This window comes from Enterococcus sp. FSL R5-0957 (assembly GCF_038008005.1).
In the GTDB taxonomy this organism is placed as follows: Bacteria; Bacillota; Bacilli; order Lactobacillales; family Enterococcaceae; genus Enterococcus_B; species Enterococcus_B faecium.
Genome location: NZ_JBBOYG010000001.1, coordinates 1507142 through 1523048 on the forward strand (window position 1 = coordinate 1507142; position 15907 = coordinate 1523048).

At 38.8% G+C, this 15907-nt stretch carries 17 protein-coding genes and 1 riboswitch; of the genes, 1 reads left to right on the plus strand and 16 read right to left on the minus strand.

Translation table 11 applies throughout. The features are described 5' to 3' along the window. Window position 1 precedes the first annotated feature (1 nt). Together purS and purC are read right to left on the minus strand one after the other, a co-directional pair. The gene (gene purS / locus MKX69_RS07255) at window positions 2-256 is read right to left on the minus strand and encodes a phosphoribosylformylglycinamidine synthase subunit PurS (RefSeq protein ID WP_002295474.1); all 255 of its coding nucleotides are present in this window, start codon (window positions 254-256) and stop codon (window positions 2-4) included. After that, complete coding sequence (gene purC, locus MKX69_RS07260; RefSeq protein WP_010723933.1) at window positions 256-984, minus strand: phosphoribosylaminoimidazolesuccinocarboxamide synthase; 729 nt, start codon at window positions 982-984, stop codon at window positions 256-258. Before purC ends, purS begins: the two co-directional genes overlap by 1 nt. A 255-nt stretch (window positions 985-1239) precedes the next feature. On the opposite strand from purC, the gene MKX69_RS07265 reads away from it, so the two are divergent. Next, a complete protein-coding gene (locus MKX69_RS07265; RefSeq protein ID WP_002339376.1) occupies window positions 1240-1617 on the plus strand; it encodes a hypothetical protein in 378 nt (125 codons plus the stop codon). Window positions 1618-1798: 181 nt separating this feature from the next. Here MKX69_RS07265 and purB read toward each other — a convergent pair whose 3' ends face one another. The 14 genes from purB to MKX69_RS07335 form a co-directional block, all read right to left on the minus strand. Then, window positions 1799-3094 (minus strand): adenylosuccinate lyase, encoded by a 1296-nt coding sequence (gene purB / locus MKX69_RS07270; RefSeq protein WP_002306865.1) that lies wholly within the window; start codon window positions 3092-3094, stop codon window positions 1799-1801. Between the two features lie 12 nt (window positions 3095-3106). Continuing rightward, entirely contained in the window at window positions 3107-4231 is a 1125-nt protein-coding gene (gene purK / locus MKX69_RS07275) for a 5-(carboxyamino)imidazole ribonucleotide synthase (RefSeq protein WP_341009548.1), read from the minus strand. Beyond that, on the minus strand, window positions 4224-4712 hold the full coding sequence (gene purE, locus MKX69_RS07280; protein ID WP_002303771.1) for a 5-(carboxyamino)imidazole ribonucleotide mutase: 489 nt from the start codon (window positions 4710-4712) through the stop codon (window positions 4224-4226). The genes purK and purE overlap by 8 nt, the downstream gene beginning before the upstream one ends. A gap of 292 nt (window positions 4713-5004) precedes the next feature. Beyond that, a complete protein-coding gene (locus MKX69_RS07285) occupies window positions 5005-6312 on the minus strand; it encodes a nucleobase:cation symporter-2 family protein (protein ID WP_002295470.1) in 1308 nt (435 codons plus the stop codon). A gap of 2 nt (window positions 6313-6314) precedes the next feature. Next, window positions 6315-6896 carry a xanthine phosphoribosyltransferase gene (locus tag MKX69_RS07290; protein WP_002306871.1) on the minus strand — a complete coding sequence of 194 codons (582 nt, stop codon included), beginning with the start codon at window positions 6894-6896 and terminating at the stop codon, window positions 6315-6317. Window positions 6897-7011: 115 nt separating this feature from the next. Beyond that, window positions 7012-7109: riboswitch (purine riboswitch) on the minus strand. A 358-nt stretch (window positions 7110-7467) separates the two neighbouring features. Beyond that, on the minus strand, window positions 7468-8760 hold the full coding sequence (locus tag MKX69_RS07295; protein ID WP_341009552.1) for a Gfo/Idh/MocA family protein: 1293 nt from the start codon (window positions 8758-8760) through the stop codon (window positions 7468-7470). After that, the gene (locus MKX69_RS07300) at window positions 8757-9380 is read right to left on the minus strand and encodes a hypothetical protein (protein WP_002324684.1); all 624 of its coding nucleotides are present in this window, start codon (window positions 9378-9380) and stop codon (window positions 8757-8759) included. The genes MKX69_RS07295 and MKX69_RS07300 overlap by 4 nt, the downstream gene beginning before the upstream one ends. 2 nt (window positions 9381-9382) lie before the next feature. After that, entirely contained in the window at window positions 9383-10219 is an 837-nt protein-coding gene (locus MKX69_RS07305) for a carbohydrate ABC transporter permease (RefSeq protein WP_341009554.1), read from the minus strand. A 16-nt stretch (window positions 10220-10235) separates the two neighbouring features. Beyond that, window positions 10236-11123 carry a carbohydrate ABC transporter permease gene (locus MKX69_RS07310; protein ID WP_002295465.1) on the minus strand — a complete coding sequence of 296 codons (888 nt, stop codon included), beginning with the start codon at window positions 11121-11123 and terminating at the stop codon, window positions 10236-10238. A 15-nt stretch (window positions 11124-11138) separates the two neighbouring features. Continuing rightward, entirely contained in the window at window positions 11139-12422 is a 1284-nt protein-coding gene (locus MKX69_RS07315; RefSeq protein ID WP_341009557.1) for an ABC transporter substrate-binding protein, read from the minus strand. A 682-nt stretch (window positions 12423-13104) separates the two neighbouring features. After that, window positions 13105-13788, minus strand: a complete 684-nt coding sequence (locus MKX69_RS07320; protein ID WP_002331840.1) for a hydrolase — start codon at window positions 13786-13788, stop codon at window positions 13105-13107. Between the two features lie 17 nt (window positions 13789-13805). Continuing rightward, window positions 13806-14423, minus strand: a complete 618-nt coding sequence (locus tag MKX69_RS07325) for a glycoside hydrolase family 73 protein (RefSeq protein WP_002295461.1) — start codon at window positions 14421-14423, stop codon at window positions 13806-13808. Between the two features lie 9 nt (window positions 14424-14432). Then, window positions 14433-15257 carry a M15 family metallopeptidase gene (locus MKX69_RS07330; protein WP_341009560.1) on the minus strand — a complete coding sequence of 275 codons (825 nt, stop codon included), beginning with the start codon at window positions 15255-15257 and terminating at the stop codon, window positions 14433-14435. After that, the gene (locus tag MKX69_RS07335; RefSeq protein WP_341009562.1) at window positions 15250-15810 is read right to left on the minus strand and encodes a hypothetical protein; all 561 of its coding nucleotides are present in this window, start codon (window positions 15808-15810) and stop codon (window positions 15250-15252) included. The genes MKX69_RS07330 and MKX69_RS07335 overlap by 8 nt, the downstream gene beginning before the upstream one ends. Window positions 15811-15907: the final 97 nt, after the last annotated feature.

Consider the following 15907-nt stretch of genomic DNA (forward strand, 5'->3'; position numbering starts at 1 on the left):
GTTATACTTCCTCCATTTTTTTGATTTCATATCGATATGTTTCCATATTTACATTTGCAAGCAGCTTGTCACAAATCGTTTCAATCACTGTATCGATCGGTTCTTCTGCATCAGCAAGTTGTATCTCAAAGTATTTTCCTATTCGGATATCTTCGATTGTTTCATATCCCATACGATGGACTGCTTTTTTTACTGCCTCCCCTTGAGGATCTAACACTGAATCTTTATAGGTTACATATACTTTTACGAAATACATCATACTCGCTCCTTTTCTTCAGTTAGTTCCGATAGACGGTTATATACTTCTTGATAGACTGGGATCAAATCACCTAGATCTCTGCGGTAAACGTCTTTGTCCATATGTTCATTCGTACGTTCATCCCATAATCGGCAAGTATCCGGTGTTACTTCATCCGCAAGCAAAATTTGTCCATTCGACCGGCCAAACTCTAGCTTGAAATCTACTAAAACCAAACCGACCTTAGCAAATAATTCGGTCAAAATTTCATTAATAGCCAACGCTTGGGCTTTCAGCTCACTGATTTCTTCCGGTTTTGCAAGTTGTAAGAAATAGATATGCTCTTCATTGATAAATGGATCATCCAACTGGTCATCCTTATAGTAGAATTCAATGATTGGTTTGACTAATTCTTTACCTTCGGGAACACCTAGACGTTTTGAGAAACTTCCTGCTGCAATATTTCGGATAACCACTTCCAGAGGGATAATTTGTACTTTTTTTGCTAATTGTTCGGTTTTAGACAATTGTTCAATAAAATGATTTTTTATTCCTCTTTGAGTCAGATAACGGAAAATTGCACTTGTGATTTGATTATTCAATTCTCCTTTTCCACTTATCTGGTCTTTCCTCGCTCCATTCAACGCAGTTGCCTGATCTAAATATTCAATCCAAATCAAGTTCTCATCAGAAGTAAGATATATTTTTTTGGCTTTCCCTTCATACAAAAGTTCTTTCTTCTCCATGTACGTCTCTCCTTTTTATTTACATTAAAAGCAAATACATCGTTTTTTGTTCGTGTTTTCACTTTAAATTTTAGCAATCATCTTTTTATAAATCAACAAAAATATGTACATTTAAGGCATTAGATTCTTTTAATGTTCGTGTTTTATCAGAAACGAAAATCTTATACCATCAACAAGCGTTTACATTTATACTTAATGATGGTATATTAGAATTAACTAAAAATTTGGATAATGGGTTCGAGGAGGCACTTGCCGATGGAAGATGCAATAAAACAAGGTCAGCTTTTTTTATCAGAATTAACAGCTGAAGAACGTTCCTGTCTATATAATGATTTGCTGTCGATCAAAGACGTTTATTTATGCAATAAAGATACTAGTTTTTATACATTCCGAAAAATCCGCCGAGCAACCAAGCGCTGTGCTGAATGCCGTAAAAGGACTTTTCTTTATCAGACAGAACACAAAGGCGAACTTTTAATCAGTCAGATTCATGAACAGAAGCGTTTCAAAAATCATTATCGTATCCAGATCTTATTCAATGGACAAGAGATGGAATACGCTTTTCTCGAAAACTTGCTGCAACATCTCCATAACCAGCATTTTAGTTATAATAGCCAAGCCATTTATGCTTGACTCCTACATTTTGTATAGATAAAGGTACGATAAAGCAGTAGTATGTCGCTTTTAAAGTCAGGTTCCTATCATTGATAAGAAAACATAATAAACTAAAAGAAGCAGAACCGCTAACGGCTCTGCTTCTTTTTTGGTTATTTTTGCTATTCTATTTTAATTGAATTTTGCAACTCACTCTTCTTTATTCCAAACCTACTCGTTTGAATATCACGTCAACGTTTTTCAAATGATGATGATAATCAAAGGCATCGTCTATTTCTTCTTTTGATAATACCGATGTGATGGTTGGATCTTCTTCTAACAGCGGGCGGAACTGCACTTGGTTGTCCCAAGCGTACGCAGTTTTTGGCTGAACAAGATCATAAGCTTCTTCTCTTGTCATTCCCTTATCGATCAATTTCAGCATAACGCGCTGGCTATAAATCAAGCCAAATGTTGCAGACATATTCCGCTTCATGTTTTCAGGAAAGACCGTTAGATTTTTAACGATATTGCCAAAACGATTTAACATGTAATTCAATAAAATCGTGGTATCAGGCAAGATGATTCGTTCTGCTGAAGAATGAGAAATATCTCTTTCATGCCATAATGTGACATTTTCATAGGCAGTGACCATGTGTCCGCGCACCACTCTGGCTAGACCAGCCATATTTTCTGAACCGATCGGATTCCTTTTGTGCGGCATAGCAGAAGAACCTTTTTGACCTTTCGCAAAAAATTCTTCTACTTCACGTGTTTCGGATTTTTGCAATCCGCGTATCTCTGTTGCAAAACGTTCAATACTTGTAGCAATAAGCGCCATCGCTGAGAAATATTCAGCATGTAGATCCCGAGGGAGAACTTGAGTAGAGATTTCTTGCGGACGGATCCCCAATTGTTTACATACATACTCTTCAATAAATGGCGGGATATTTGCGAACGTCCCCACTGCTCCTGAGATTTTTCCTGCTTCTACTCCTTTTGCCGCATGTTCAAATCGTTCGATGTTCCGTTTCATTTCTGAATACCATGTGGCAAGTTTCAATCCAAAAGTAGTTGGTTCAGCATGGACACCGTGTGTCCGACCCATCATCACAGTATATTTGTGTTCTTTTGCTTTTTCGCCAATGATTTCCGTAAAACGTTTCAAGTCTTCCCGTAAAATATCATTTGCTTGCTTGATGAGATAGCCATAAGCAGTATCTACGACATCCGTACTTGTTAGACCATAATGGACCCATTTTCTTTCTTCTCCCAATGTTTCAGAAACCGCTCGTGTAAACGCAACGACATCATGGCGTGTTGATTTTTCGATTTCCAAGATCCGATCGATATCAAATGATGCATGCTCACGAATTTTTTTCACATCTTCTTGCGGGATTTCACCAAGTTCTGCCCAAGCTTCATCTGCTAAAATCTCGACTTCAAGCCACGCACGGTATTTGTTCTCTTCCGTCCAGATATTCCCCATTTCAGGGCGTGTATAACGTTCTAACATGTTTTTTCTCCTCTAATCCCAAATATTCGTTTGTTTGATTTCTTCCAGCGTTTGCTGGATATCTTCTGTCAAGATAGTGATATGTCCCATCTTGCGACCTTTTTTTGCTTGTTTTTTTCCATAGAAATGAAATTGCCAGTCTGGCTTATTCTCGATCAAGCGATAGCTTTCCAGCAGTTGTTCTCCCAAAACATTGACCATCACTGCATTGCTTGTCAGACGCACTTTTTCTCCTAATGGCCATCCGCAAATACCTCGAATATGGGCATCGAACTGACTCATAGAACAAGCTTCGATAGAATAATGTCCAGAATTGTGAGGACGAGGAGCTAATTCATTCACATATAGCCCGCCTGTTTTTGTTAAAAACATTTCTACCCCTAAAACACCTGAAAGGCTCACTGCTTCTGCAATCACACGGGCAATACGCTCAGCCTCCTCGATCACATCCTGATCAATCGCGGCTGGAGCAATCGTTTCATGAAGAATATTGTTGTGGTGGATGTTTTCCACGACCGGAAAAGTCGTGAAATCTCCTTGACCATTTCCTGCCACCATGATCGAAATCTCTTTTTCAAACGGGATCCATGCTTCTAAAACACAGGTTCCTTCTCTTAAAAGGTCCATGGCAGGAGCTAGATCCGCCCGACTTTTCAAAACATACTGCCCCTTGCCATCATAGCCGCCTCGAGTGGTTTTCAAAACACAAGGATAGCCAATCCCGTCAATCGCATCTTGGATATCCGTCGGACTGACGATCGTTGCATAAGGAGCAATCACGATGTTGTTCGTTTCCAAAAAAGATTTTTCTAACAGGCGGTCTTGCGTAATCGCAAGCAAGTCTGTCCCTTGAGGAATAAATGACATGGGTAAAATCGCATTTAACGCCCCTACACTGACATTTTCGAATTCATAGGTAATGACATCTGTTCTTCTGGCAAGCTCTTTCAGCGCAAAGGTGTCATCATAGACACTTTCAATGTGCCAATCTGCAACTTGTGCGGCTGGACAATCGCTCACAGGATCCAGCACACCTACTTTAAAGCCCATTTCTTTTGCACTAATCGCCATCATACGACCTAATTGACCGCCACCGACGATCCCGATCGTTGAACCAGGCAACAAAGGTTTAACCAAGTTGATCACTACTTTCTATAACAGTTTTAGCCAACATTGAACGTCTTTCAGCCAATTTAGCCTCCAATTCTAAATCATACATGGAAAGCATCTGTATCGCAAGTAGTCCAGCATTAATTGCTCCCGCTTTTCCGATTGCTGTAGTAGCTACAGGTACTCCTCCAGGCATTTGGACAATCGAAAGAAGCGAATCCAAACCATTTAATGTTCGTGATTGGACCGGTACACCGATAACCGGCAAAGTTGTTTTTGATGCGACCATACCCGGCAGATGCGCGGCTCCCCCTGCCCCTGCAATAATGATCTTGATTCCTTTTTTTCGAGCGTTTTGTGCATATTCAAACATCAAATCTGGGGTTCGATGAGCAGAAACGACCTTTTTTTCATAAGACACACCGAATTCATCCAATATTTGACATGCTTCTTTCATTGTTTCCCAATCTGAAGTACTCCCCATAATCACAGAGATTTTTGCTGTCATTGTTTTTCCTCCCAGTTTTTCTACATTCATATTTTAACAATCACATTTTTTGATGTCAAAGAAATTTCGAATGTTAACAAAGAAAAACATCTTATTGTTCGTGTTTATTAAAGATGAAAAAAAGGAATGTGACAAAAGTTAGGTCACATTCCTTTTTATGGATAAACGGTGTTCAATCAGCTGACCCTCGGTATTAGCTCAAACAAACGGCAAAATACGAGGAACTATTTTTCCGTTTGTTTCTCTAACAATCAGGTCAAAACGCTGATTTCACAACCTTTCTTTTGCTCTATTACTTCTTGAAGGCTTCTTCCAATATTTCTTCATCTTTTTTCAATCCATTAAAGATCAAATTCAATATGATAGCCGTAATGCTACTCATTACGATGCCATTTCCAGTGAACATTTGCAATGTTTGCGGCATTTGACTGAATAATGTCGGCGTAACATTGAAACCCAGCCCAAATCCAACAGAAACAGCAACAATCAATAGATTTTTATCATTGCTGAAATCAACTTCCAACAGCATACGGATTCCTTGGACTGCCACCATCCCGAACATGACTAACATTCCTCCACCAAGTACCGGCTCAGGGATGATTTGTGCTAACGCACCGATTTTAGGGAATAATCCTAAAACAATCAAGAAGAATGCAGAGAAATAGATGGGTTTTCTTGTTTTGATTCCCGAAAGTTGAACCAATCCGACATTTTGAGAAAAGCCAGTATAAGGGAATGTATTGAAAATACCGCCTAAGATAACGGCAAGTCCTTCTGCACGATATCCCTTTTTCAATTCTTCTTCTCCAACATTTTTCCCAGTAATGTCACCAAGTGCAAAATATACACCTGTTGATTCTACCATGCTGACCATGGAAATGATGATCATTAGTAAAATCGACCATACGTCGAAAGTTGGTTTACCAAAATAAAAGGGTTGTGGAACATGGAACAACGGCGCATCTCCAATCGCGCTCAGATCAATCATTCCCATGAAAGCAGCTAAGATGCTTCCTCCGACTAAACCAATCAATACCGCGATTGAACGAATGAACCCTTTTGCCAGCATTTGCACGCCTACAATTAGGAGAATCGTCACAAATGCAAGTAGTAGATTTGTTTTGTCACCAAAATCAGCTGCTGTTGCATTACCTCCACCCATTTTCTCGATTGCTACAGGAATCAAAGTCAAACCAATAACGGTGATAACCGTTCCTGTTACTATAGGAGGGAATAGTTTTTTAATTTTAGAAAAGACACCAGAAACTAACACAACAAAGATCCCAGAAGCGATAATAGATCCGTAGATAGCTCCTACTCCTTCATTGGTTCCGATCAAGATCAGTGGAGCTACTGCTTGGATCGCACATCCTAAAACGACAGGCAAGCCAATTCCGAAAAATCGGTTAACTGTCAATTGCAATAATGTCGCTAATCCACACATAAAGATATCAATTGAAATCAAATAAGTCATCTGTTCTTGATTAAAGCCTAGTCCTGTACCGATCAAAAGAGGCACCGCTACTGCTCCTGCATACATCGCTAGCAGATGCTGCAGCCCTAAAACCGCAGCTTTTCCATTTTGTGTTTCTTTTTCCACGATTATGCGTCCTCCTCAAGAAACTCAACTTGTCCATTCGTCAAGGAAGCAATACGCGCAAGAGAAACGACTCTCAATCCCATTTCTTCAAGTAACTGACGTCCATCTTGGAAAGACTTTTCGATGACGATCCCGATTCCTTCTACTTGAGCTCCAGCTTGCTGGCATAATTCGATCAATCCTTTTGCCGCTTGTCCGTTTGCCAAGAAATCGTCGATAATCAATACTTTGTCTTCTGAAGATAAGAATTTACGAGAAATAGAAATCGTACTTGTCACTTGTTTCGTAAAAGAATAAACAGAAGCTGTCAATAATTCTTCATCCATCGTCAAACTTTTTGCTTTTCTAGCGAAGATCATTGGAACATCTAATTCTTTTGCAGCAAATAAAGCTGGTGCGATCCCAGAAGCTTCAATGGTCACAACTTTCGTGATTCCTTGTTCTTTAAATACTTCTGCAAACCGTTTTCCCATTTGTTCCATCAATACAGGGTCTACTTGGTGAGTGACGAAGCTGTCGACTTTTAATACGCCCTCGCCTAATATACGTCCGTCTTTTTGAATACGTTCAACTAATTCTTTCACTTTATTTGCTCCTTTATCATTTATTAATACCGAAATAACCGCTTTTGTGCAAAAACCTACTATGTTTCTGTTAAAGAAAAACACCCTCCACTTTATCATAAGAAAAGAAGGGTGAAATAGCCAATCTTTTACTTATAGTCCAGCATTTACGGTACTGGCTAGAAACTGTCATCCATATTATGACGATATATAAGTAGGTATGTAAAACTAATAATAGTGTAAATTCATTTTCTTGCAACTGTTTTGCACGTGAAGGCAGTTTGCCATATTTGAATAAAAAATGTTGTTTCAAATATTGAAAACAGTCTAACACTACTTTCTGAAACTGACAACGTGGTTTACTTATTTTTTTGTAAAATCTAATGATTTTTAATGCATTATTCCTTTTTGTTCGGGTTTAAATAGTTATTTTTATTTTCTCCTATCTAAAAAAGCAGCCCACATAAAAAGAAGGCATGACAAAAAGCATGTCATAGCCCCTTTTTCCGAATAAATAGTGTTCAAAAGACAGCCTATCGGCAATAAGGCAAGATTTTATAAACTACGGGAAGTAATTTCCGTAAATCTATTCTTATTCTTTTAAGCTGACAAGCTCGTCAATCACTACTGCTTTTCCTGAAGCAATAGAATGATTTGCTGCGATTCCTGTCAAAATCGACAAAATACCATCTACGTGAGTTGCTGCCCGATTCCACGGATCTTCTTCTTTTTCTTCACCAAATAGATCATCTAATAAACGCGTATCTCCTCCGCCATGTCCGCCCGCTTCTTGTTCGACGATTACCTCATATGGCTCACCGAACATCGGATAGACATGGATGGACTGAAGAACGGCTGCTCCTTCATCCTTTTTATCTCCACCTGCATTGATGTAAGACTTTTCGATCACTTTCATTTCGATCCGTCCTTTGCTGCCATTGAAAGAAACATTGAATCCTTCCCACGGCATATACGCGTTTAGCGAATACGTCAAAATCGCACCAGTTTCATATTTGACCGTTACGCCTAGTGTATCTTCAATAGAGATATCATCGGAAAATACACTGCGGTCACGAATATATCCACTGTCTTTTTCTGCTTCTAAATACATTTCTCGCAATTCCTCATTGGCTGACAGGTCTATAGCAAATGGATCAGCTTTAGCTAGTTCTCTTCCATAGCATCGACTGTAAAATGTTTCTACTCCGCGTTTCTCCGCATTATGCATCCCATAAAAGTTTAATCCACCGAATGCAAATACCTTTTTGGGACGGCTGTTCAACCAAAAATTCACTAGATCAAAATGATGGGTAGATTTATGAACAAGAAGCCCGCCGCTATTGTGCTTATTTCGATGCCATCTTCTGAAATAATCTGCCCCGTGTTGCGTATTTAACAGCCATTCGAAGTGAATAGAAAACACATCACCAATCACATCACTTTCTATCAGTTCCTTTATCTTCGTGTGATACGGTGCATAACGATAATTAAAAGTGACTCGCAGGCTTCTTCCCGTCTGTTTTTGGACCGTTATTATTTCTTGAGCTTTTTCCTCATCGATAGTCAGAGGTTTTTCGCAAATAACATCATATCCTTTTTTCATTGCACGAATGATATAATCATGATGCGTTCGATCTACTGACGTAATAATGACTTCAGCCGGCCGTACGTCATCCAGTAGTTGCTCAAATTGTGATGGCATACATGTCTTTACTTTTTTCTGTCCATACTTGTTCACAAGTATCCGATTTGCATAATCCATCCTTGTTTGAGATACATCACAAAAACCGACTAGTTCACAAGTTTGATGATACGTAGAGGCAATTGCCTCATAAAAAAAACGCGCTCTCCCACCAAGTCCGACTTGTACATATTTTTTCTTCATTTAAAGTCATTCTCCTTTTCTTTTAAGCAAAATACTGTGACAAATGGCAGCCCTGGATACAGTAATGCAGTGAGTAAAAAATCATGCTGTATACACCAGAACAGTCCATACAAAAGGCATAAATACCACAGAAACCCTTTGACGTTTTTTGACAACAGCCAGATATTCCTTTTGATCAAATAAACAAGACTATCTGCTTTATCTTCTTTGCAGATATCAATTAGCGTACTAAAAAAACTATGGGATACAAAAAGCAACAGACACAATAGAAAAGGAATCAGATACCAAGCTCCAATCTTTCCCACTAATAAATACCAATCAACTGCAAAAATAATGACAAACAGCTGAAACAACGTAATGATGAAACACATCCGTTTGATTTTTTCTTTCCTCCAACATACCTTTTTTTCTGCCAAGTAATGGACAGATAGATAATAAGAAGGATACATCATCAAAAAATAAATCAGATAGACAACACGAGCAGACAGCACTAATCCTAAAGTGAACAAACATCCTAGAACTAAAGCGAAAAGAGCATTACTGATAAGACTGGTTAAAAAAATCCGACAGAAATAGTAGTTGAGCTTGTAAAGAAACATCTCTTCTATTGGCTTTTTCATATTCAGCCCTTCAGACCGCTTGTACTGATCCCCTGGACAAGATATTTATTGAAGAATAAGAAAATCAGAAAAACCGGTAGCAGCGACAACGTAGACATCGCAAACATACTCGCGTAAGTCGTACTAGATCCAGCATCTGCAAATAATTTGATGGCAATCGATACCGTGTAAGATCTCGGCTTGTTTAAATAAATCAATGGTCCCATGAAGTCGTCCCATTTCCAATAAAACTGGATGATGATCGTCGTGATGATCGAAGGTTTCAGCAAAGGAAAAATAATTTTGGTAAAGACACTATACTTGCTGCATCCGTCAATAATCGCTGATTCATCTAACTCTTTGGGGATGCTGACCATGAATTGCATGATCTGGTAAATGAAAAATGCTTGTCCAAAAAAATGTGGTAAAATCAGCGGCACATACGTCCCAACCAAATTCAGCCGATTGTAAATAATAAACTGCGGAATCAAAATCACTTGTGCAGGAATCATCATCGTTACTAACATGACGACGAACCAGAATCTTTTTCCTTTGAAATCAATTCTCGATAATGCGTAAGCAATACAAGTCGAGCTCAGAACTGTCCCTATCGTCGAAACTGCAGAGATGACAAACGAATTCCTAAAGAAAGTAAAAAATGAAATTCCAGCAAACCCCGCCCATCCTTTTGCGTAATTTTCCCATTGAAAAGTCTCTGGAATCAAATTCAGCGAACCACTCAGAATCTCTTGATCCGTTTTAAAAGAACCTGCGATCATCCATAAGACCGGATAAATCATGACTAGACCTAATAGCAAAATAAAATCGTATTGAAACCATTTCGTTACTGTATTATTCATTTTTTCCTCCTCTCATTCACACAACGACCCATTTTTTTGATGATTTGAAAATCAGAAAGGTGACAGCTCCCATAATCAACAGCATGATCCACGAAATAGCACTAGCATACCCCATAGAATTAAAAGAAAAAGCTTGGTTATACACATAAAGAGCATAAAAGTTCGTGGCATCATTCGGACCACCTTGGGTAATGATAAATGCCTGCGTAAAAGTCATAAACGCCGCGATTGTCTGCATAACCAAGTTATACAAAATGATCGGCGAAAGAAGAGGTAACGTGATCTTGTAAAACGTCTGCCATTTGTTCGCTCCATCGATCTCTGCCGCTTCATAATACGAGCCTGGGATCTCTTTGATACCTGCAGCAAAGATGATCATTGCCGAACCGAATTGCCAAGCAGACATCAAAACAAGAGGGATCATGACCAGTTTTTGATCGCTAAACCAGGAAAGCGCAGGTGCGCCTAATCGTTCCAGAAAAATATTCACTAACCCGTTTTTAGAAAACAACTCCCGCCAAACTAGAGCGATAGAAATACTGCCACCGATCAAACTAGGCACATAATACAAAGAACGAAAGAAAGTCGTTCCTTTGATATTCCTCGTTAAAAGATAAGCAATCAATAGACCAAAGATCAGTTTCACAGGTACAGATGCAAATACATAGAGAAAAGTGACTCGGATGGAGTTCAAAAAACGGGCATCACTCAGCATCTTTATATAATTATCCAAGCCGATCCATGAGACTGGATTTCCCAAACGATAATCGGTGAACGAATAATAAAGTGACAAGATCATCGGTATCACTGTTATCAATAGAAATCCTAGGATGAATGGAGAAGCAAATACGTAACCGACCACATTGTCTTGATCCAAGAACCGTTTTAGTTTTTCTTTTTTCATGCCTTCCTCCTGCTGCTATCCTAGAATATTTGACGCAAACTCATAAAGACTCTCTGCTGCTTCTTCTGCTGTTACTTCTTCATAAATGACTTTTTCAACTAAAAGATTGTATTGGTCTTGAATTTCCGGATTCAAAGCACTATCAAAGACATTCACTTCGCCGTTGTCCATATCGGAAATCATTTCTAAATAGTCAAATGTCGCTTGCAAAGTTGCATCATCTGCACGAGCGAGCTGTTCTCGAATATTCGACATGATTGGCACACCACGTTCTCCTTTTAAAATTTCATTGGCTTCTTCACTGTTTTGAAAGAAATCAATAAACTTAGCAGCTCCTTCTTTATGGGCTGAGCTTTTTGCCATACTCAGCATTTGCGAAGAACGTAAAGGGATACCAGATTCTCCATCTGCTTTTCTGCGAGGTGGATTAATCAACTGAATCTCCATATCTTCAGGCGCTCCTGACAATATTTCTGTCAACTGGTTACTTGATAGAAACACCATTGCCGCTTCTCTATCCCTAACCGCCTGAAAAGACAGATCCGTCGTACTTGCAGCTCCACCACCTGGTTCCGGATGGGCACCTTTGTCTACCAGATTTTTACGCAGCTGGAAAAAATCTGTTAGATAGTCTGGATTTTCAAATCCCAAGCTGTTAGATAGATCTTCCCGATTATAAAAATTCAATCCTTTCTCAACTTGTGGTATTTGAATAATACAGCCAGCTATAAAATCTTCGAATCTTGAAATAGCATAGATTCCTAATTCTTCAGTGATTTGATAGCTGATTTGTTCAAATTCATCCCATGTCCAATTTGAAGCAGGTTCAGGGATATTTAATTGTTCAAATATATTTTTATTGTAAGCAATCGCAAACGAATTCACCCCGTTAGACAGTCCAACTAATTGCCCATCGTAAGTCGTCGTTGCTAAATAGGATTCATCTGCATTAGAAATATCAATTATCCCTTGCTCCACATATTCATCTAATGGTTCAATCTGATTGATGTATTGAGGAAATTGATTGTTCAGTTGGAAAATGTCCCAGATATCATCTGATGCTGCTAGTGTACCTAATTTTGTGTAATATCCTTCATAATCATAAAATTCATAATCGATCGTCACATGGGGATTTTTTTCTTCATAAAGCTCGATTACTTTTACTGTTGCATCGTGTCGGACTTGCGAACCCCACCAAGCCATGTTCAGCGTGATTTTTTTGTCATCTTCTTGCCCACAAGCCGTCAAGAAGAATAACATAACACTTAAAGCTAAGATGATTCTCATTCTTTTCTTCATTCTCTGCACCTCTACTTCCATTGTTATTTTTCAATATACTGTATTTTTATACAGAACATATTTATTAAACGATCTTTTTCAAGGGGAATAAAAACCAAGACTTGCCTTATCGTTCTGCCTAGGATGAACAACTCAATACTTTCAAGGAAAATTAGATAGTGCTGATTCTTCTTTCATCGCTAAAAACACTTCTTGCTTCAATGATGGGAGGATAATTACGCAAAGAAAAAAGGATATCAGACAACTGCCCAATGTCCTTGACATAGCTAAATAAGCATGCTTCTTCGTGTACGCTCTTCCCTAAAAAACAGAAAAATAACTAGTAATTCTGTATGAAATTAGGTACAATATACACGTCGATGCACAAGCATTGACTATGGCAACTTGATTGGTCAGTTCCCGCTGACTTTTCAAGCCCCGACAATTTAGCTGCTATTAAATTGTCGGGTGCCTTTTTTAGTTTTTATTCGTTTTTCATTCTATAGAAAGCGCTTCAATAAATCAAGACATTTTTTTGTTAGAATGCTAATAATAACAAAAGGTTTTAACTCTTCTTATGTACATTACAGATAAAAAAACAAAAAAATTTCTCTTTTTTTTGAATTCTGAACAAATAGTACTGGAGTACAAAAGACGAGGAAGAGCCACTATCTGCTCTTCCTCGTCTTTTGATTCTCACCTGTTATTCATGATTCTTTTTCTCAGTTTCCCGATATTTTTCCATTTTACGACTAAAAAGCTCTCCGCTACTTGGTGGCGTATATGTGATGGCATTTGCTCCTGCTTGAATGGTCTCAGCAATACTTTCTTCCGTTGGACCACCTGTCGCAATGATAGGAAGTTCAGGATATTTTTTACGAAAATGGCGTACTGCGTCTGCAGTTTCTTTACCTGCACTGATATTGATAATCGAAATACCAGCTGCTAACTTTTCATCTATTTCTGTATATTTCGACGTTACCGTACTGATAACTGGAATATCAACTACTCGACAAACTTCTTTTACTGTCTCTAAAGGCGTAGGACCGTTCAAAACGACCCCTAACGAACCTTGCGCTTCTGCGAACATGCTCATGTAGGAAGAACGAGCACCTTGTGTCAAACCACCACCTACACCGGAGAAAACTGGAATGTCAGCTGCCTCAATAATGCTTTTAGTAATCGCTGGATGAGGTGTAAAAGGATACACAGCAATTACTGCATTCGCATTTGTATTACGTATGATTGCAATATCCGTAGTAAAGATGATCGAACGGATCAATTTTCCAAATATCTTGATCCCGCTTGCTTCTAAAATGATTTCCGGTACTCTTACGATATCTTTTCTCAATTCCGTCATGATTTCTGGCGTAAATTGTTCTGCCATCAGCCACTTCTCCTTTGCTATCTCCGGTCATACTGATTCAATTGATACGTCTCGATGACCTGGATGATTTTTTGCGCATAACCGGGGTCTGTCGCATAACCTGCATCTTGCAATGCTTGTGCGGCTTCCTGATAGTTGGTGGCCGTAATCACTTTTTCATACAGCGCAGGATTCCAATCTACTCCTTGGACGAACAGTTGTGTATGGTCATCCATGGACTGTTCCCATGAATCATACACTTTGAAGTCTCCTTGGATAGTTATCCATTCTTCGTTAACAAATTCCTTTGTTTCCAGGCTTACTTTCTTCTGATCCCCATAAGCCTTGATCCCGAAAAGATTATTGTATTTGCTAGCCAAGGTACTTTTTCCCCAATTTGATTCTAATATAGCTTGTCCTAAAATGATACTAGGAAGCACTCCATAACCATCTTGTAGTTCTTGGGCATGCGGAACAAGCCGTTCAATAAATTGCTGATGGGATTGCGCTTCATTTTCTTGCTGATTATCAGTAAAAGGAGAAGACAGATTCTTCAAGGAAAAAACAAAGGCTAAGAGTATCACTGCTACACCGGCAACCACTGCTGGCCAACGGATATTCTTGCGCTTTTGCTTTTTCCACTTTTTTTTCGCCATGATCAATTCCTACTTTTCATTTAATTCATTCAGATATTCTTCTAGCGTCAATTGGTGTTTGGTGATATACTCAGCATTTTCTTTACCGACATAACGTAAGTGCCAAGGTTCATATGTGATCTTAGTTATATCTTCGTGTCCTTTTGGATAACGAACGATAAATCCATACTGCGCAGCATTATCTGCGATCCATTTAGCTCCAGGCTGATCTCCGTAACTTGCATCCAATACAGTAGAAGGATAACTGTTGTACCAGTTTTGATCGACGACATCGACTGCCAGACCTGTGTGGTGTTCGCTGTATCCTGGCTCCGTAATCGTTTCTTTAGTAATCTTTGTCGCCTCCTCTTCTGATACACCTTGACGACTCATCACATCTTGGACATTTTGTTCGAAAACTTGTTGTTGGGATGATACAGACCGGTAAGCTGAGACCATCACTAATGGAAATCCAGCTGCTTCAGCAGCCTTGGCAAATGCTTCATATTCTGGAGCAATGCGTTTGTCGATCAAGTATCCGTTACTTAATGATGCCAATTGAGTAGACTCATCGATTTCTTTTTCTAATTTGTGATCTGGACCAACCAAAACTAGCTTCCAATCGTCTGTTTTAACATCTGACAATTGTTTGGACGTACGATCTTTTGTTTCTTTGTCCTTTACCTTGCTGCTGGTTGTTTGACTGTTCTTTTCTTTACTAGCAGTTGTTTTGGTGCTTGTTCGTTCGACTGCTTGATTGCCGGCTTGAACATGCGAATCATCATCGCTAAAAATAACATAGCCCATTGCTGCGATCATAATCACAACTGCTCCAAATCCTAAAAATTTATTCACTTGAAAAATCCTTTCGTTGTTCTTCACGTTCCCCATTCGCCTCATGAACGTAAGTTTCTTCCAGATTTTCATTCACCCAATCGAGAAGTTCGATTTTTTCTCCTTCGATCTGTTTTTGAACATCTGCTGGCAGACGAAAATTCAAAATATCATCATAGCCCCATTCATCATATTGAATACTTACTTTCAAGTCAAGGTATCTACCAGCCTGCTGATTATTTTTCAAAGGGATCAGCTCGACTTTTGCTGCTTTGCTGCTAAGCCATTTTTGCGCGATGCGTGTTTTGATTTGCTTGTACTCTGCAACGGCAACGTTTCGTTTTTCGGGAAAAATAATCGTTTGAAGCAAAATCTTTTGCGTTAGCATCCATTCATAATCAGTGAAAAGATTTTTTACTTTCTGCATCGCTTCAGATGGCAGATTTTTCTCGCCATCTTTCCATTTTTGCCATTGTTCTGGACTGATCAGCAAGTATTCATCTAAAAAATTTTTTTCAGTTTCAAACTGTTCTAATAATACACTCATAATAAGATCAATATATACTTGATGCATGTTTATCCCCTCCTTTTAACTATTCTACTTAAGTTTTGATCAAAAAGCACCTCTTAAATCGCTGCTTTCATTTTTTTTAATGTTTCAAGTCCTCTCC